We start from the raw sequence: 18,388 nt of genomic DNA, 5'->3' as shown, positions 1-18,388 counted from the left end.
ATGCTCTGGCCTTCTGGTGCCAAATTTTCGAAGCCGTTGACCGTAAACGGTCACCTTGAAAATATTCCAAGTCCGCCACCGCGCAGGCGGCATCATCGCGCGCCAACTGTCGCCGGTTGCGACAGGCCGCCTATCAGGCCCGGTCGGCTTTCTACCAGCAGCGTGACGACATGTTCCTCGCTGCTGGCGGGCACTGCCACGGCCAGCGGAGCCTCCGCGAAGTCAGGCTTCTCCGCGACCTTGCGCCCGTCCAGCCAGATTTCCGCGCGCCCGACAATCCCGCCGAAGCGCAATATTCCGCCATTGGCCTGTACGCGGCGTCGGGCGACGAAGGTGGCGCGCAGCGAGATCCAGTTGCCTTCGCCCTGCGCTGCTTCGATCTGGCCCGTGCCGAGCCATAGCCAGCTGTTCATGTCGGAATCTATCGGTTTCCGCATCGGATCCGGCTTGTCCGGGGACGCCGGGGATTGCCGCCAGCCTTCAAGCGTCTGCACCGAAGGGGTTGGGGCAACTTGCGCGCGCGGGGTGGTTGCGACGCGCGCGATGCTCACCTGTCCGGTTCTGAGGCCCTCCGCCTGGGCAGTCAGGCGAAGCGGCCCCGCTCCGGAATCGGCGCGCACGATGACTTGTGCAAGCCCGTTGAACAACTTGCGGCTATCGCCCTTTTCGGGCTCATGGCTGTTCGGATCACCATTGCCCAGACCGATGATGGCGCCGCCCGAGATGGTGAATCGGACGGGAAGTTGCGCGGTCGGGACATGGCGGCCGCGGGCATCGACCGCATCGACGGTGATCGGCTGGACATCCTCGCCGTCGCCCGCCATGACGGTTCGGTCCGGCGTAAGGCGCAGGGCAACGGGTGCGCCGGTGGTCTCGACAAGGGCGTGGGCTACCCGCCTTCCGCCGCGATAGCCCACCGCTTCAAGGCGGCCTGGCGCCCAGGGAACCTGCCAGCGCGGCATTTCGAAACGATCGACGGCCTTTTCGCCGAGCGGCCGGCCGTTGAGGAAAAGGGCGACGCGTTCGACATTGGTCATGGCCATTACTGTGATCGGCTCGCCTTCGCGCCCGGCCCAGTTCCAGTGGGGGGCAAGGTCGAGCAGCGGCCGGTCGTCGACCCATTGGGCCCTGTGCAGCCAATATGCGGTCTTGGGAAAGCCGCACAGATCCATGATCCCGAAAAAAGAGGACGCTGAAGGCCATTCATAGGGGGTGGGCTCGCCCCGATAATCGAAGCCGGTCCAGACGAAAGCTCCCGCCACGAACGGCCTCGTCGCGACCGCCTTCCATGCCTCGCGATGCGTACTGCCCCAGCTGGAACGCTCATCGTCATAGGATGCGAAGACATGATGGTCAGGATCATTCTGGAAGGCGCCGCGCGTCATGAAGGCGCTGGTGTCTTCCGAACTGGTGATCGGTAAGTCCGGATGCGCCGCATGGAAACGGTCATACAGGCCGGGCTGGTAATTGAAGCCCACCACGTCGACCGCCTGGCTGACATTATGCGGTGTGAACAGGCCGGCGTTCATGGCCGCGGTAACCGGACGGCTGGGGTCGAGCGCCTTGACCTCGCTGGCCATCCGGCGGACCATTTCATATCCGGCCTCGCTGCCCTGCATCGGCTCTTCGTTGAACACCGACCACATGATCACGCTGGGCCGGTTGCGATCGCGCCGTACCAGCCATTGCAACTGTTCGATATAGTCTGGGCTGGTGTTGAAATTGCGGTTCTCGTTCATGACTAGCATGCCAAGCCGGTCGCAGGCGTCGAGCAGTTCGACCGGCGGTGCATTGTGCGAACAACGGATCGCATTGGAACCCATGTCCTTCAGCCTGCGGATCCTCCATTCCCACAGCGCATCGGGCATCGCGACCCCGACCCCGGCATGGTCCTGGTGATTGCAGCTTCCTTTGATCTTGAGCGGCTGGTCATTCAGGAAGAAGCCCTTGTCGGCATCGAAACGGAAGGTGCGGAATCCGATCCGCAGCACGCGTTGGTCCTCCGCATCCGTCGGACCCGCAAGGGAAAGCCGCAGGGTGTAGAGATTGGGATCATCGACGGACCAGAGGCGAGGGGAGGGGACCGCCAGTTCGAGTTTCGCCTCGGCGCTGCCTAGCGGAGGGACCTTGGCTTCGACCGTGCCCTTGGCGACGGTGCGACCCTCGGCATCGCTCAGCACCGCGTTGAGCGTCGCCATGGCCTCGGTCTTGAGAATGCTGGCCAGCGAAGCGGTGACTGGCACGGTCCATCGGCCATCGATGCCGCGCCGGGGATCGGCATGGACGCCGTCGGTGCGGATATGGACCGGCGGTCGCGTGGCAAGCCAGGCGTGGCGGTAAAGGCCCGCCCCTTCATACCACCAGCCTTCCATCTTTTCCGCGTCGACCCGGATCGCGATGATATTGAGATCATCGCCGAAACGCGCGGTCGGGGTCAGGTCGATATAGATGGAATTATACCCGCTCCAATTGTGGGCGGCGACCGATCCGTTGATCCAGATCGTGGCATTTGTCGCGATTGCGCCAAATTGCAGTTCAAGATATTTGCCGCGATCCGCCGGGTCGAGCCGCACCGCCCGCCGGTACCAGGCATAGCCGCGCTGGCGATAGCCTTGCGAGGGGTTGGCATCGCGGTCGAACGGCATGTCGACGGCCCAGTCGTGCGGCAGGTTGACAAGCGGCCAGTCCGAATCGTCGAAATTGACCGCTGCGGCGCCCTGAGCCTGACCCGCCTTGGCATTGGCATAGCTCCAGCCATGGCCTTTTATCGCGGGAAAGGGGATATCGCCCTGGTGAAACTGCCAGGCCCGGTCCAGCAGCAGGCGTCCGGGTTCTTCCGGCTCAGGGGGCAGGGACATCGTGGCGCGCGGGGGCGGCATCGGCAGTTGGAGACCGGCCGGCTCGGCGGGGATCCGCGCACCGACCTTCGCGAGCGGGGCCGAGGCAGCCACGCAGCCGATCGAGGCCAGAAATTCACGACGTTCCATCGGGCGATAGTTCCCTTGTCGATTGTGGGCTGGCCTGCCTTTTCCGGGCAGGGTTATGTCGAAGATGCTGGGATCAGGCCGTGGCTGGCGGCAAAAGCCGTGAACAGCTTGGGCCAGATGGAGGCTGGCTGGGAGGGGGGCAGGCGGACGCCGAAGCCATGCCCACCTGCTTCGAAGACATGTAGCGTCACGGGCCGCCTGGCGGCCCGCATCGCGTCATACATGGCCAGGCTGTTCGCCGAGGGAACGGCGTCGTCGTCGATCGTGCTGAGCAGGAAAACGGGCGGCGTATCGGCTGTCACGCGCCGGTTGACGGAGGCCGCGGCCAAAGCTGCGGGGGACGCCCCCGCGCCCAGAAGGTTGTCGCGCGAGCCGGCGTGGGTGAAATCGGAATCGAGGCTGATGACGGGATAGATCAGTCCGGCCACATCTGGTCGCGCCGGCAACCTGTCGGCGGCATCGACGGGGGCATAGATGGCCTCGTCGAACCGGGTCGCCAGCGAGCCTGCAAGGTGACCGCCGGCGGAAAAACCCAGCACGCCGACGCGGCCTGGATCAATACCGAAGCGGCTTGCATTGTGGCGGATGATGCGCATGGCGCGCTGCGCATCCTGCAAGGGCACGAGGCCCCGATCATGCCAGCCTTCGCCCGGAAGGCGGTAGGAGAGGATGAAAGCGGTAACGCCCAGGGCGTTGAGCCATTCCGCCTGGCTGACGCCTTCATTGTCATAGGACAGGAAAGCATATGAGCCGCCCGGCACCAGCAGCACCGCGGCGCCATTTGGCCGGGATGGACGCCATATCTCTATGGTCGGTCGGGCGATGCCGCGTATCCAGCGATCGGGTTTGGCTGGATTACGCGCCTGATCGTCGATCCGGTGCTCGATGGGCATTGCGGGGTTGTAACCGGGGGGCAGGTCGGGCCAGAGTTCCACCGCTTCGGACGTGCGGGACTTGGCGGCCTGTGCAAGGGTCGGGGCCATTGCAAGGGCAGCGCCGGCGCCCATGAATGTACGGCGGCCCAGCTTCACGCGTCGATCTTTCGGGCATTGGTCATGGCGATGGTGTCGGTCATAATTCCTCCCTGGCTGTTCAATTTTGTATGAGTATAAGGTAAGCGCCGTAGCGGTCAACGCGCTCCGCAGCGCTGGGGCCGGACAAGGTTCGTTATCGCCGAGAGGTGATCTGTTGGGAGGATTTCAATGCGGACAGGACAGGCTCTTTTGCGGGTCGGGTCGTTTCTGGCAGGCGCGTGCCTTTTCGCTGCGCAGGCTCAGGCGCAGGTTGACGCCGGCCCCTGGCCCGGCGGCAGGAAGACCGCCGTGGTCCTGACCTACGACGACTCGCTTGCCTCGCAACTTGAAATCGCCTTGCCCGCGCTGGATGCGGTGGCTCTGAAGGGCACATTCTTTCTGATCGGCAGCCAGATCCGTCCGGAGCAGGTCGAACGATGGCGGGCTGCCGCTGCCGAAGGGCACGAGCTTGGCAACCATACGGTTCGCCATGCCTGTCCGCAGGCCAGCTATCCCCCCGCGCGCAGGCTCGACACCAGCGACTCCTATGACGTGGAAATGATGATCGCCGAAATCCGCACGATGAACAGCATGCTGACGGCGATCGACGGAAAGCTCCGGCACGGCCTGGCAACGCCCTGCGGACAACATCTGGCGGGGGGCGTGGACTATCTTCCCGCGCTTCGTGCCAGCGGCCTCGTCCGCTATACCCGCAGCGCTGGGTCGTCGGACAAAAGGGAACTGGACCCGATGGACCTGCCGTGCATCTGGTTCGATGAAAAGGCCAGCGGCACCGACATGATCGCCGCGGTCCACCAGGCCGAGCGCACAGGGGGGCTGCTGATAATCGGATTTCACGGTGTGGGCGGCGATTATCTCAAGGTGAACGCCGAAGCGCATGCGCAGCTCCTCGCCTATCTGAAGGCAAATTCGAAAACCATATGGGTCGCGCCGCTCATGACGGTCATGGAATATGCCGCCCGCTGAGGAAGAATAGGCAAGATCCTGTCCAGCGCCGTCCTTGGAGCTAGCTGGACGGTTCGAGAATGAATATCGCAGTGTCGCGCGGCGCCAATGTGACTTTCAGTTCAGCCGCAGTGTCGCCGCGCACCGCGCCGGTCCAGGCATCGACGATCCGCATCGTCCGTCCACCAAGATTGGCCGAACGCTGCGAATGGTCGTCGGCCAATGGTTCCGCCTTCCAGTCGATGGCATGGCTACGCGCCGTGGACGTGCGATTGAGAATGGCCACCGCCCAACGATCGCCCGAAAGCGGGCGGGCCCAGATTTCGACTTCCGGCGTCTTGAACCAGGGGAAGCCCTGAATGCCCAGTGCGTCCTGATCGATGGCGACGATGCGCGGATTGGTCAGGATCTTGGCGATCTCGGGCTTCATCCCGACAATATCGGTTCCCGCGATCAGGGGGGCCGCCAGCATCGCCCACAGCGTGAAATGCGATCGGTTTTCCGACAGGCTGGGAAGATTGCCGACCTCCATCATGTCGGGGTCGTTCCAGTGTCCGGGGCCAGCGGCCTTGCGCAGTGCCGCCTGCTTGTCGAGAATCTCGAGCACGCCAAGGCTGCTCCAACTGCCATGACTGACCTGGCACGACCAGCAATTGGTGATGTCGCCGGTGGTGCGCCAAAGGTGGCCGACATTCTGCGCCCATTCCCACGGCTTGTTGTCGCCCCATTCGCAGATCGAGAAAACCACCGGGCGACCGGCGCGGTACAGGGCATCGCGCATCGTGGCATAGGCCTCGCGCGGGTTGCGCTGATCAGGACCGGTGCCGGTGTTGCACCAGTCATATTTCAGATAATCGACCCCCCAGCGGGCATATTGCAGAGCGTCCTGATATTCATGCCCCTGACTGCCGGGGCGGCCGCCGCAGGTCTTCGCTCCCGCGTCGGAATAAAGGCCGAACTTCAGGCCGCGGGCGTGGACATAATCCGCCAGAGCCTTCATGCCGGAGGGGAAACGCACAGGATCGGCCTGGATGAAGCCGTCCCTGTCCCGTTCACCTTGCCAGCAATCGTCGATGTTCACATAGACATAGCCCGCATCGCGCATTCCGTTGGCGACCATGGCGTCGGCGGTCCTGCGGATCAGGGTTTCATCTATGTTGCAGCCATGGTGGTTCCAACTGTTCCATCCCATCGGTGGCGTAGGGGCCAGATCAGGAAACTTCTGCGCCAGGGCCGGGCTCGCGGCGAGCGCCAGCCCGCCGAAGGTCGCCATCAGCTTCTTGAGGATCATGTCCATTCATCCCGTTGAAACACGGATCAGTTGTCAGTTGTCGAAGCGCAGCACCGTGGCGCGGCCGTCATAGCTGATCGAGCGCGTTGCCGGAGCGGCGGCGATGCCGCCGCCATGCCCGTTGCCGATGACCACGACGTTCAGCTGGCGCTGCCGGACCATGCCCGGGAAGCTGCCCTGCCGCGCACCGATCGACAGCGTGCGTCGGGCATCGTCCCACCGCAGCGCATAGCGCGCGAACTGGCCGCGTTCATAGGCGTAGGTCTCATTGTCGTCTTCGTATATCGTGAACGTGCCGTCGGCGCCGGGATAGACCCGGATTTCCAGCGGTGCGTCGGGTTTCTCCGTGGCATATTGCACGACCGGACCCATGGGGATGATCGAACCGGCCCTGACGTAGAGCGGCAGAATGTCCAGCGATGCGTCCCGTTCAACGGTCCGCCCACCTTGCAGGCGCTGGTTGTTCCAGAAATCATACCAATCCCCGCCCTGGGGCAGGTAGGTTGTCATCTTCAGGTCGTGCGACGGCGTGGCCGCAGCAAGCGCCTTGAGCTCGGTCGGCGTGCGCCAGCCGAAGCGCAGGCTCCGGCCGCCGCCGGCCTGGTAATATTCGATCCGCACCGCCACCCGCTGCCCCTTGTGCAGCGTGCGCCTGGTCGAGGCATAGCGGGCGCCCGATTCCTTCCAGTCCTCGACGACCTTCTCGCCGTCCAGGAACAGGCGGTAGCCATCGTCGCCCGCCACGCCGATTTCATATTCGCCCTCTTCGGGGGCGATCAGTTCCCCCTCCCAGCGCGCCGAAAAGTCGTTGAGCGATTTCAGCCCGGCCGGCATGTCCGCCAGCGGCGGTCCCGGCCAGTTATAATCCATCTTCGTGTCGACCAGCTTCGGTCCCGCCGGCGTGGCAAGATCGCGGCCCTGGAAATATTGCACCGAAAGGCCCGGCCGGCCATCGGCCGTGCGCAGGACAGTGGCCGGCACGGTTTCAGCCGGCGGTTGCACCAGATTGTACATTGGCCGGCTGACCGGATGGACAAGCATCGACGAGCCGAACATGAAGCTGTCGTTGATGTCGTAGGTGGCCTTGTCCGCGGCGAAATCCATCTGCAGCGGACGCATCAGGGTATAGCTGTCGTAGGTGACCTTCGCGCTCAGGCTGTAGATGTAGGGCAGCAGTCGATATCGCAGATGGACGGCGTTCAGCAGCGACTGATACATCGCCGGATCCTTGTCCTTGAAGATATAGGGCTCGCGCTCGATGCTGGTGCCGTGGACCCGCATCAGCGGATTGAACGCCGCATATTGGAACCATCGGGCGAACAGTTCGCGATAGGCCGGATTATTCTCCCCGCCGGGAAAGTCGTCCACGAAGAAGCCGCCGGTATCCTGCGTCCAGTAAGGGTTGCCGGTAACCGTCACGTTGACGCCGCCCGCGATCTGCTTCCTGAACGTTGCCCAGCTCGCGATCGTGTCGCCCGACCAGGATGAGGCGCCCGTCCGTTGCGCGCCTGCCCAGGCGGACCGGGTCAGCGTAAGCACGCGCTTGTTGCTCGTCGCGCGCTGGCCGTCATACACCCCCTCGGTCGTCAGCAATGTGTAGGGGTTCAGGTAGCGCGAAAAATCTCCCATCGCGTTGCGGCCAAGTGCCTTGATATCCCGCACATTCTCCTGGGGATCCCACATCGCCGATGTCACCTCGACCTCGGTGCCGTCCATCCACAGCGCATCCACGCCCTTGTCGAGCAGACCCGACTTCACATATTTGAAATAGATCTCGCGGCCCTTGGCGCTGTAGGCGTCGTAGACCCGCGCCTTCTTGGATATCCAGTGCAGCGGGGCGAAGCGCAGGCCCGACTGGTCGAGTTCATGGGCCAGGGCGGTGTCGTTGCCCACCGATGGCCAGATGGAGATCATCAGCTTCAGGTTGAGGTCGTGCAACGTCTTGGTCATCGCCTGCGGATCGGGATAGCGCTCGCGATCCCAGATCATGCCCGACCAGCTGCCATCCTTGTCACTGCCCCAATATTGCCAGTCCTGGACGATGTAGTCGAGCGGGAACCCCTCGCGTCGAAAGTTGCGCGCCACTTCGATCAGCCGGTCCTGGGTGGGATAGCGTTCCTTCGACATGAACAGGCCGAAAGCCTGCTTGGGATACATCGGAGCCTTCCCGGTCAGGCGGCGATAGGCGCCGACCACCGCATCCATGTTGCCGCCCGCCATCAGATAATAATCGACGCCGCCTGGCGCGTCCTCGGCCCACAGCTTCGCGCCGTCGGCACCGTCGGAAAAGCGCATCTGCGAATAGGTGTCCCACAAAACGCCATAGCCTTCTGTCGACATCATGACCGGAATGATGATGCCGATATTGGTCTGGACCAGCAGCAAGTCCTTGCCCCGCCGGTTGACCTGTTCATCGTCGGTGAAACCGAACCCGTAAATCGCCTCATCGGGCTTCAGCGTGAAGCGGTTCTCCACTTCATAGGTCGGTGCGCCGGAAATGGTCCTGGGGCTCACTGACTGCGGCGCGCCGGCCTTTTCCCGCGTCAGCAGTTTGCCGGAGGCATCGAAGAAGCTGATGGCGCCATCGCTCTTGTCGATCATCACGCGCAGCTTTTCGCCGCTCATCGTCAGCGCGGCGGCAGTTTCCTTGATCGAAAATCCTGTTGTTGCGGGCGGGCCGAGTACGACGAGACTGGGCTGGTTCCAGTAGGAATGTCCCAGGCTGGCGTTCACGCGGACAATGTCGGGGGCATAGAACAGGACCGTCTTCACGGTCCCGTCGAGCTGATATTGCACACCGTTCGTCAGTCGGACGAACCGAAAACCCGGCTGGGCAGAAACGACGGAGTCCGCAATCTGGCCGGTCGCGGAAAGCCCGCTGCGGGGCGTATCTGCCATGGCGGGCACCGCTTGAAGCGCTGTCAACGCCAAGGCCGCAGGGCCGAAATAGGGTATGATGTTCATCCTCGCCCTCGGAAATTGTCTGAGTAGATCGCCTGTGCCACGTCGCGAGACGTTATTCAAGCATCACGCGATCTCCCCCATATCGTCGTCGATCAATATAGGCTGGCGCGGGACATCCGGTCTCTTTCGGCCAGGCGTTCGAAGCGATCGCAAACACGCCCTGAACGGCTTAAAGGATGCGCATGGCGGGGGGTATCCACGCCCCGATCATCCTGTGGTGAATGCCTTGCTTCGCCGCCAACTCGGCTAAGGTCAGTTCACCCCGAATGGCCTCGTTCGGCGTGGGCCAGCCATTCGTAGGCGACCGCCTTGAAGTTGTTGGACGCCGCCACCGTCGCCGCGATCCGGTCCAGTTTGACCCGCTCGGCCGGGCGTTCGCCTCGCGTCAGCAGCTTGCGGGCGGCGTCGCGTCGTTCGCGTGCATCGCGGGCCCCCGTGTCAGGCCACACGCCGAAGGCGAGGGTCTTCTGCTTGCCGAGATAGCGGTAGTTCATCCGCCAGTAGCGCCCACCCTTGGGCGTCACATAGAGGAACAACCCGTCGACGTCGGTGAGCTTGTCACGCCCCTTGGCGGCTTTGATAGCACCGCCGAAAGCGCTATGATGGTGTCTCCCCATCAAGGAGCGGTGGACACCGTCAAATGTATCATCGGATTATTGGTATGCGGTGATATCCAGCTACTCCGTATGATCGGAGTATGTCACAGAAAACCCGCATAAACAGCCATTTACGAGACGCAATGGCACCTTCCGAGAAGGGAATATGGTGACCCCTACGGGAATCGAACCCGTGTTTCAGCCGTGAGAGGGCCGCGTCCTGACCGCTAGACGAAGGGGCCACAAGCCGCTCAGGCAGCGAGTGAGGTGCCGCGTTTAGGATCGCGTGCCGACGCCGTCAAGGGAAACTCGCACGACTTATTGCGGCACATAAAAAACCACCCCATGCGATTCGCACGGGGTGGCCAAGGTTCAGGGAGGAGACGCCTCCAAAGGGGGAGGCGCCCATACGACACACCCGAAAGGGGGGCAGGTGCGCCGTATGTTCAGTAAATAGAGAAAGTCGCGCGGTGTTTCAAGTGGCACCGTGCAACCTTTTTCCTTAAATATCTGTCACAAATGCGTAATTTGCTTAAGCGTTCGCTGCTTCCGGCGCGGAGGGCACGGCAATCGGGCCCTTCCCCTGCGCGACCTGCGCCTCGAACAGTTCACGCATGAGCTGAAGCGAAAAGAGGTGCGCATAGATCAGCGGCAACATACCGTTCTGACTGATCTTGCGAAGCTGGTCGCCCCGCATGTCGCGCAGCTTTTCCTCGTTTACCATGCGAAAACCGCGATAAACGAAGGGCTGCTCATTGCCGGGCACCTGAATGGCGACTTCGCCGTCCATTAGCAGGTCGAGATCCTTGAGGTCCTTAATGAACTGACCGGTGCGCGCCGCAGCTTGCTCGAAATCCTCGCAGAATTTCAGCACGCCCTGTGTGAGTTCGCTGGGCTTGCCGTCTTCGAACAGGGGCTGGCCCTCCTCGAATGTGCCCAGCGCGTCGCTCGTCGGATCGAAGCAGAGCGAGAGTTCGTCGCTGTCGGGGCGCAGCTTGGCCAGCATCCAGGGATAGCGGCGGACATAAGCGGGCACATAGGCCGGTCCGCGCAGCTTGCCTTCGTCGTCGAGGAAGGTGTTGACGCCTTCGCTGAGGCCCATCAGCGCCAGTGGAATCGACTCGTCACCGGCGGAAAAAATGATTGGCACGAAGCGTTGGGCGGCGACAAATTCGTCGACAGTCAGCGGGATGGCATGCTGCGTCGTCAGGAACGGCGCCGAATCGACCGTGCGGCTGCGCCAGGCGACGTGATCGACGCTGCTCAGCGGAATGAGGTCGTTGTAGAAGACGGGAAGACCGTTCGCGGGCGCGCTTGCCATGATGTGCTAGTCCATTTCCAACAAAAAGCGGCGCATATTTCCTTGCGCCGCGAGCTTGATACTGGGCCGAGTGGGATAAAGCCGTTGAGCGTGGGAGGCAATCGCTTTGTCGATGCCCCGTGCTCTGGCGGAGGCGTCTTCAGCCTTCGTCCGGTCGAGGGATCAGCTTGTCCGGGTTCATGATGCCCTGCGGGTCGAAAGCAGCCTTGATCGCCCGTAGCGCGTGCAGGCGCGCGGGACTGGCAAGGCGGCCCAGTTCCGCGCGCTTCATCTGGCCGATGCCGTGCTCGGCGGATATGGAGCCGCCCGCGGCGACGACCGCGTCGTGGACGAAAGCGTTGATCGCCAGCCCCTGAGCCGCGATCCAGGCCGGCCCGTCGGTCGTGCCCCTTGGCGCGCGGACGTGGAAATGGACGTTGCCATCGCCCAGATGCCCGAAGGAGGAAGCTGTCGTGCCCGGAAAAGCCCTTTCCGCCGCCGCCGCCGCATCCACCATGAAGGCGGGCATGCGGGCGACCGGGACGCTGATGTCATATTGAAGTGCCGGTCCCTGCGCCCGTTCCGATTCCGATAGCGATTCGCGAATACGCCAGAAGGCGTCCGCCTGCGCTTCATTGGCGGCAATCGCTGCATCGACGGCAATGCCCTGTTCCAGCGCGGTGGCCAGAGCGCCTTCCAATCGTTCGGCTGGGCCGGGATCACGCAGATCGCCATGGTCTATCTCGATCAATACATGCCAGGGCGTGCGCGTCGCGATCGGGCAACGGGTGCCGGGAATGTGCGAGAGGACATGGCCCAGTCCGTCGTCGGCAATCACCTCGAACCCCTCGACGCTGTCGCCCAGATGCGCTTCGCAAAGCCGGAGCAGAGCCAGTGCGTCAGTGGGCGAGGGGACTCCGATCCAGGCTACGGCGCGCGCGGCGATCGCGGGCACGAGGCGCAGCGAAGCGGCAGTGATGATCCCCAGGGTCCCCTCGGCGCCGATCAGCAATTGCTTGATGTCATAGCCGCGATTGTCCTTCTTGAGCGCGTCCAGGCCATAGAAGATGCTGCCGTCAGGCAGGACAGCCTCCAATCCTTCCACCAGAGCGCGCATGGTGCCGTGGCGCAGCACCTGCGTGCCGCCGGCGTTGGTGGAAATGAGGCCGCCGATCGTGGCCGAACCCTTGGCCCCAAGGCTCAGGGGAAAGCGGCGACCAGCCGCGGCGGCGGCATCGTGGAGGTTCGAGAGGATGACGCCCGCTTCGCAGACAGCCAGATTGTCTTGCGGGGACAGGCTGCGGATATGGTTCATCCGGCGCAGCGACAGGACCAGGGCGGAACCGTCTGGCGGAGGCGTGGCGCCGCCCACCATGGAAGTGTTGCCGCCTTGCGGGACAAGGGGCACGGAAAGATTGGCGGCAAGCTGGACGGCGGCCGCGACCTGCCGTGTCGTTTCAGGCTGAAGAATGGCGGCCGCTGCGCCATGATAGCGACCGCGCCAGTCGCTGAGCCACGGGGCGATATCGTCCGCATCGGTCACGACACGCTTTTCCCCCAACAGGGTCGTGAATTGCGCGATAACATCTTGTCCTATCATGGGACCGTCCTATGCCTTGGAATTCATCGGCGGTTCAACCTCTGGCACATAGCGTCTCCGTCCCAAAAGGGGTTCGACTTGTTTCATTCTGTCCTGCTGCTGTTGATGGCGCCGGCCGCCGAGCCCGTGCAATGGGCGCAACTGACGATCGAGCAACGCGTCATCATCCGCGTGCCGATGGCGAAGAGGGGCAGGGCGCCCGCTCGTCCCGCGCCGCAGGCGAGGAACGACTGGAAGGAGAAGAAGGGGCCGCGGTGCATCGCGCTGCGCTCGATTCGGTCGGCAAGCATATTGATGGACAACGCCATAGACCTCCTGCTGGCGGACAACCACCGCTATCGCGCAAGGCTGGAGCGGGGGTGCAACAGCATGGGTTTCTATTCCGGCTTCTATGTCGAGCCCGATGAGGACGGCTCGCTCTGTTCCGGACGGGACGAGTTGCAGGCGCGTAGCGGGGCGAGTTGCGCGATCGACAGTTTCCGCCGGCTGGAGCAGGCCGATCCCGACGATTAACGCCATATCTTCGCGATTTTCTTGACAAGAGGCCGATATTTTCGCAAGGCGCGCCCGATTTCCCCTGCGCTTTTCGCGCGGGTGGAGAGCCTCCTGTCCCGGACCCCTGAATGACCTTTGCCGATCTCGGCCTTTCCGACGAATTATTGAAGGCCGTTATCGAGGCCGGATATGACACGCCCACGCCCATCCAGGCCCAAGCGATCCCTCCCGTGCTGATGATGAAGGACATCATCGGCATCGCGCAGACGGGGACGGGCAAGACGGCCAGTTTCGTGCTGCCGATGATCGACATCCTTGCCCATGGTCGTGCCCGGGCGCTGATGCCGCGATCGTTGATCCTGGAGCCGACGCGGGAACTCGCGGCACAGGTGGCGGAGAATTTCGAGAAATACGGCAAATATCACAAGCTCTCCATGGCGCTGCTGATCGGCGGCGTGCAGATGGGGGACCAGGTCAAGGCGCTGGAAAAGGGCGTGGATGTCCTGATCGCGACGCCCGGCCGCCTGATGGACCTGTTCCAGCGCGGCAAGATCCTGCTCAACGGTTGCAGCATGCTGGTGATCGACGAAGCCGACCGGATGCTCGACATGGGCTTCATTCCCGATATCGAGGAAATCTGTACCAAGCTGCCGGCGCAGCGGCAGACGCTGCTGTTTTCCGCGACAATGCCGGCGCCGATCAAGAAGCTGGCCGATCGCTTCCTCAGCAATCCCAAGTCGATTGAGGTGGCGCGGCCCGCCACCGCCTCCACCAACATCACCCAGCGGCTGGTGAAGGTGGATTCGCGCAAGAAGCGCGAGGCCCTGCGCGCGATGCTGGATGCAGAGGACGTGCTGAGCGCGGTGATCTTCTGCAACCGGAAGACGACGGTGCGGGAACTCAATAAGAGCCTTCAGCGCCACGGCTACAAATCGGGCGAGATCCATGGCGACATCGACCAGTCGGCACGCATCGCTGAACTGGAGCGATTCCGGGCCGGGACGGTCAATATCCTGGTGGCGTCGGACGTGGCGGCCCGCGGGCTGGACATCAAGGGCGTGAGCCATGTGTTCAACTTCGATGCGCCCTGGCATCCGGACGATTATGTCCACCGCATCGGGCGCACCGGGCGTGCGGGGGCGAAGGGCGTCGCCTACACCTTCGTGACGTCGGATGATGCAGAGGCGATCGACAACATCCAGAAGCTGATCAAGCAGAAGATTGAGACGATCGACGCGCCTGCCGCCGCTGCTCCTGCCGCAAAGGCGAAGGAAGAGCCGCGCCGTCCCGAAAAGGATCGCAGGCCAGACAAGCGCCGCGACGACCGTCGGGAGGAACCGCGTGCCGCAAGGTCTGTCGATAATGGCGCCCGGCCGCGGCGGCCCGAACCCGTGGACGATGGCCCCGACGAGGGCTGGAACGGACCGGTCCCGGAATTTCTTTCAGTGGGATTCGGCATTTAAGGGCGCCATTGCGGGCTGGCTCGAACTGCATACTGCTTTCATCTGCGGATCTCGGCCCATCGACGGGTATTTTAGCAGGCCCCTTTAACCCACTTGGCGTTTCGCCAGCTTCCTTGCCAGCGTTCGCCGATGCATACCCAGGCGCCTTGCCGCTTCGGAGATATTGAAGTCGCTGTCCTTCAAGACTTCGTGGATATGTTCCCATTCCAGCGTCTTGATCGATGTCGGGCGCGGCGCCAGCGGTGTGGATGGATCGCCGGCAGAGCGGGCGAAGGCGGCCTCTATATCGTCGGTGTTGGAGGGTTTGGCGAGATAGTTGGACGCGCCCAGCTTGATCGCCTCTACCGCCGTCGCGATGCTGGCAAAGCCGGTCAGTACAACAATCACCATCGCCGGATCATGGGCATGCAATGTTTGCACGCATAGGAGGCCGGACTCCGCGCCCAGCTTCAGGTCAACCACCGCGAAGCCAGGTCTGCTGCCAGCCAATATCGTTTCCAGCGCCGCATGGCTGTCCGCCGTCAGCACGCCATAGCCCCGCCGTTCGAAGGAACGTTTCAGAGTCTTGGCGAACGCCGCATCATCTTCGACAATCACCAGCAGGCGATCCGTCATGGTGCCGTCTCCTCCTCCAGCGCCACTGTGCCCAGCGGCAGCCGTAGCAGGATGAGCGCTCCGCCATCCGCGCCGTTGCTCGCGCTGACGCTTCCGCCGAGCTTGCGCACGACATTGACCACAAGGAAGAGGCCCAGGCCATGGCCCTGCTTGCCCTTGCTCGACCGATAGGGCTTGCCGAAATCTTCCAGCATGGCATCGGAAAAGCCGCCGCCATTGTCGCGCACCGCGATATTGAGCGAGCTGCTGTCCCGTCCGATCAGCAGGTCGATATAGCTCGCCCCGGCTTCCCGCGCATTGTCAAGCAGGTTGCCGATGGCCTGGCGGATGACCGGATCAGCGATGATCCGCGGATAGTCATGCGGTCCGAAATCGCAGCGCAGGGGCATGCCGGGATTGGCCCTGCGCCATTCCGTGGCGATGCCTTCGATGAAATCGGGCACATTGGTCACCGCCGGCGCCTCACCCCGCGCCTCGCCCGAGGAAAGGAGTATGCCCGTAACGATTTCCTTGCAGCGCTGGACCGCCGCCTGCATTTCCTCGACCTCTTCGATCAGCGAGGGATGGACCGTGATCTCCGGCATATGCTTCCAGTCGCCCAGCACGACCGCAAGCTGGGAGAGGGGGGTGCCCAGCTCATGCGCCGCGCCGGATGCAAGCAGGCCCATGCGAACGATATGCTCCTCCTCCGCCGCCTGTTGCCTCAGCCTGGCGAGATAGGCGTCCCGCGCCTGGAGATTGCGGGTTACCGGCAGCACGAAGAGCACCAGCAGCACCGCGATCATGGTCAAACAGACCCAGGTGCCGACGATATGCAGGTCGAACAAATGCCCTTCCAGCGCGCCGTGCAGGTCAAGCGGCCGATAGTGCAGCGCCAGCAGCCCCGCGCATAGTGCCGATACGAAGACGATGCCCCAGATGCTCCAGCGGTCCAGCAGCACCGCGCCCAGTGCTACCTGCACCAGATAAAGCGAGATGAACGGGTTGGTCGCCCCCCCCGAAAGATAGAGCTGCGCCGTCAGCAGCAGCACGTCGAACAGCAGCGACAGGAACAGTTCTGCGTGGGAAACGTCCGTCCGCTTGCGCAGCGCGCCGAAACTGAGGCCATTCATCAATATCGCCATGCCGGCGATCAGCAGCATCGGTGCGATCGGCAGGCGGATGTCCATGACAAAATGCACGGCGAGGATGGTGATCAACTGCCCCGCAATAGCCAGCCATCGCAATTGCACCAGCAGCGCCAGATTCTTGCGACCCGCCGCGTGGGCGGGCCACTGGCTGGGCTGCCAGAGGGTGCTGATCGGCAGGTTCCGGTTCATTCCCGACGGTCTTTTCGCTCCTGGCGCATAACGAAGATGTACCCGCCCGCGACCATCGCCGCCAGCGCGAACCATGTGATCGCATATTGCAGATGATTGTTCGGAAATGCGACGACGGTCAGGCCGCCGACAGGGAAGGCGTCGGGATCGGCGGCGGCATCGGCGTCGATGAAATAATTGGCCAATGGTCCCCTGATCCCGCGTGCCGCAGCAATGGCCGCGACGTCGCGGGAAAACCAGCGGTCGCTTGCCGGGTCGTTGGAGCGCAGGAAACCGCCGCCCGGCTCGCTGAGCCGCAGCAGGCCGGAAACCGTCACTTCTCCCGAAGGACGCATATAGTCGCGTCGGCGGTCGGGCGGCACGAATCCACGATTGATGATGACCGTGAACCCCTCATCGGTGACGAGCGGCGTCAGCACCCAGAAACCCGCCCCCCGCACCGTGACGGCCTGCACCAGGGCAACGCTGTCGTGCATGAAGTGGCCGGAAATCCGTACCCGGCGATATTCGTCGACCCTTGCGGTCGTGCGGGGAGCGGGGATGGCGGGGGCATGAATGCGCGCGTCGACACGGGTGATCAGGTCGCGTTTCCAGGCGAGGCGCTGAACCTGCCAGGCGCCGAGGGCACAAAATCCTGCAAAAAAGAAAAGGGCGATCAGCGTCAGGCCGATCAGAAAGGCCGGGGAGCGCCTGGAGCGCTCCCCGTCTTGGGCCGTTGTCACGGCATCTCGCTCATATTCTGCATGACGCGCATTTCCTGGGTCGGACCCATGTCCATCTCCATCTGCGCATGTGGCATCATGTTCGCGTTCAGATGATACATGACCCACAAGGATCCCGACAGGACGATGACGACCAGCACCACGGTCAACATCATGGCCATGAACGACCAGCCCCCTTCGACGCGGGTGTTCATGTGCAGGAAGTAGATCATGTGGACGACGACCTGTACCGCGGCGAAGCCCATGATGACGATGCCGGTCAGTTGCGGATCGTGCAGCGCGCCGCTCATCACCAGCCAGAATGGAATGGCCGTCAGGATCACCGACAGGCCGAACCCGATCATGTAGCTGCCGAAGCTGCCGTGCGAATGGGCGTCATGATGATCGTCATGATGGTGGTCATGGCCACCGTGCGGATGGACGGCGTCGTTCACCGGAGCACTCCCATCAAATAGACAAAGGTGAAGACGCCGATCCAGATGACGTCGAGAAAGTGCCAGAACATCGACAGGCACATCAGCCGCCGCTTGTTGGCCGGGATCAGGCCCTTCCTCGCGACCTGCACCATCAGCGTGATCAGCCAGACCGAACCGAAGGTGACGTGCAGGCCGTGGGTGCCGACCAGCGTGAAGAAGGAGGACAGGAACGCCGAACGCCACGGCCCCGCGCCCTCATGGATGAGGTGCGAGAATTCGTAGAGTTCGATGAACAGGAACGCCCCGCCGAACAGCAGCGTGACGAACAGCCAGCCCTGCGTCGCGCTGACCCGGTTCTTCTCCATGGCCAGCATGGCAAAGCCGTAGGTGATCGAGGAAAAGAGCAGCATAGCGGTGTTGAGCGCGACGAGCGGAAGGTCGAACAGGTCCTTTGGTCCCGGTCCGCCGGCAAAGCTGCCGCCCAGCACCGCATAGGTGGCGAAGAGGATGGCGAAGATGAGACAGTCGCTCATCAGATACATCCAGAAGCCCAGCATGGTGCTGTGGCCTTCATGGAGGAGCGGTTCCTCAGGCAGGTGATAGGCCCGTGGTTCCATCGTTGCAGTGGCGCTGCTCATGCG

At 63.1% G+C, this 18,388-nt stretch carries 15 protein-coding genes and 1 tRNA gene; 3 read left to right on the top strand and 13 right to left on the bottom strand.

What is annotated here, in order from left to right; translation table 11 throughout:
- Window positions 1–92 precede the first annotated feature (92 nt).
- Window positions 93–2,987, bottom strand: a complete 2,895-nt coding sequence (galA, locus tag ACN9MX_RS05500) for a beta-galactosidase GalA (RefSeq protein WP_426387316.1) — start codon at window positions 2,985–2,987, stop codon at window positions 93–95.
- Window positions 2,988–3,040: 53 nt separating this feature from the next.
- Complete coding sequence (locus tag ACN9MX_RS05495) at window positions 3,041–3,994, bottom strand: alpha/beta hydrolase (RefSeq protein ID WP_426387476.1); 954 nt, start codon at window positions 3,992–3,994, stop codon at window positions 3,041–3,043.
- Window positions 3,995–4,309: 315 nt separating this feature from the next.
- Between ACN9MX_RS05495 and ACN9MX_RS05490 the strand changes: the two genes are divergently transcribed.
- Window positions 4,310–4,987 carry a polysaccharide deacetylase family protein gene (locus tag ACN9MX_RS05490; RefSeq protein WP_426387315.1) on the top strand — a complete coding sequence of 226 codons (678 nt, stop codon included), beginning with the start codon at window positions 4,310–4,312 and terminating at the stop codon, window positions 4,985–4,987.
- A gap of 40 nt (window positions 4,988–5,027) precedes the next feature.
- Here ACN9MX_RS05490 and ACN9MX_RS05485 read toward each other — a convergent pair whose 3' ends face one another.
- The 6 genes from ACN9MX_RS05485 to ACN9MX_RS05460 form a co-directional block, all read right to left on the bottom strand.
- The gene (locus ACN9MX_RS05485; RefSeq protein ID WP_426387314.1) at window positions 5,028–6,257 is read right to left on the bottom strand and encodes a glycoside hydrolase family 27 protein; all 1,230 of its coding nucleotides are present in this window, start codon (window positions 6,255–6,257) and stop codon (window positions 5,028–5,030) included.
- Window positions 6,258–6,290: 33 nt separating this feature from the next.
- On the bottom strand, window positions 6,291–9,155 hold the full coding sequence (locus tag ACN9MX_RS05480) for a TIM-barrel domain-containing protein (protein ID WP_426387313.1): 2,865 nt from the start codon (window positions 9,153–9,155) through the stop codon (window positions 6,291–6,293).
- A 323-nt stretch (window positions 9,156–9,478) separates the two neighbouring features.
- Window positions 9,479–9,838: an Arm DNA-binding domain-containing protein gene (locus tag ACN9MX_RS05475; RefSeq protein ID WP_426387312.1), complete on the bottom strand. Its 360-nt coding sequence runs from the start codon at window positions 9,836–9,838 to the stop codon at window positions 9,479–9,481.
- Window positions 9,839–9,984: 146 nt separating this feature from the next.
- A tRNA-Glu gene (locus ACN9MX_RS05470) sits at window positions 9,985–10,059 on the bottom strand.
- Between the two features lie 290 nt (window positions 10,060–10,349).
- Window positions 10,350–11,138 (bottom strand): SapC family protein, encoded by a 789-nt coding sequence (locus ACN9MX_RS05465; RefSeq protein ID WP_363754793.1) that lies wholly within the window; start codon window positions 11,136–11,138, stop codon window positions 10,350–10,352.
- Between the two features lie 139 nt (window positions 11,139–11,277).
- Window positions 11,278–12,717 (bottom strand): FAD-binding oxidoreductase, encoded by a 1,440-nt coding sequence (locus tag ACN9MX_RS05460; RefSeq protein WP_426387311.1) that lies wholly within the window; start codon window positions 12,715–12,717, stop codon window positions 11,278–11,280.
- 78 nt (window positions 12,718–12,795) lie between these two features.
- On the opposite strand from ACN9MX_RS05460, the gene ACN9MX_RS05455 reads away from it, so the two are divergent.
- The gene (locus ACN9MX_RS05455) at window positions 12,796–13,230 is read left to right on the top strand and encodes a hypothetical protein (RefSeq protein ID WP_426387310.1); all 435 of its coding nucleotides are present in this window, start codon (window positions 12,796–12,798) and stop codon (window positions 13,228–13,230) included.
- Between the two features lie 110 nt (window positions 13,231–13,340).
- Window positions 13,341–14,675 (top strand): DEAD/DEAH box helicase, encoded by a 1,335-nt coding sequence (locus ACN9MX_RS05450; protein ID WP_363826199.1) that lies wholly within the window; start codon window positions 13,341–13,343, stop codon window positions 14,673–14,675.
- An 84-nt stretch (window positions 14,676–14,759) separates the two neighbouring features.
- On the opposite strand, the gene ACN9MX_RS05445 is transcribed toward ACN9MX_RS05450, so the two are convergent.
- Genes ACN9MX_RS05445 through cyoC form a run of 5 tightly spaced genes read right to left on the bottom strand, consistent with a single transcriptional unit; the run spans window position 14,760 to window position 18,385 of the window.
- Window positions 14,760–15,290: a response regulator transcription factor gene (locus ACN9MX_RS05445; protein WP_133652204.1), complete on the bottom strand. Its 531-nt coding sequence runs from the start codon at window positions 15,288–15,290 to the stop codon at window positions 14,760–14,762.
- Window positions 15,287–16,609, bottom strand: coding sequence for an ATP-binding protein (locus tag ACN9MX_RS05440; protein WP_363826196.1), 1,323 nt, complete (start codon window positions 16,607–16,609; stop codon window positions 15,287–15,289). Before ACN9MX_RS05440 ends, ACN9MX_RS05445 begins: the two co-directional genes overlap by 4 nt.
- The gene (locus tag ACN9MX_RS05435) at window positions 16,606–17,331 is read right to left on the bottom strand and encodes an SURF1 family protein (protein WP_426387309.1); all 726 of its coding nucleotides are present in this window, start codon (window positions 17,329–17,331) and stop codon (window positions 16,606–16,608) included. Before ACN9MX_RS05435 ends, ACN9MX_RS05440 begins: the two co-directional genes overlap by 4 nt.
- On the bottom strand, window positions 17,328–17,765 hold the full coding sequence (gene cyoD / locus ACN9MX_RS05430) for a cytochrome o ubiquinol oxidase subunit IV (RefSeq protein ID WP_363754781.1): 438 nt from the start codon (window positions 17,763–17,765) through the stop codon (window positions 17,328–17,330). The genes ACN9MX_RS05435 and cyoD overlap by 4 nt, the downstream gene beginning before the upstream one ends.
- Window positions 17,762–18,385 (bottom strand): cytochrome o ubiquinol oxidase subunit III, encoded by a 624-nt coding sequence (cyoC, locus tag ACN9MX_RS05425; protein ID WP_426387308.1) that lies wholly within the window; start codon window positions 18,383–18,385, stop codon window positions 17,762–17,764. Before cyoC ends, cyoD begins: the two co-directional genes overlap by 4 nt.
- Window positions 18,386–18,388: the final 3 nt, after the last annotated feature.

Origin of the sequence: Sphingobium sp. R-21 (assembly GCF_049913335.1) — a bacterium.
In the GTDB taxonomy this organism is placed as follows: domain Bacteria; phylum Pseudomonadota; class Alphaproteobacteria; order Sphingomonadales; family Sphingomonadaceae; genus Sphingobium.
Note: the sequence above shows the minus strand (reverse complement) of the source record. Positions and strands in the feature narration are given on the sequence as shown.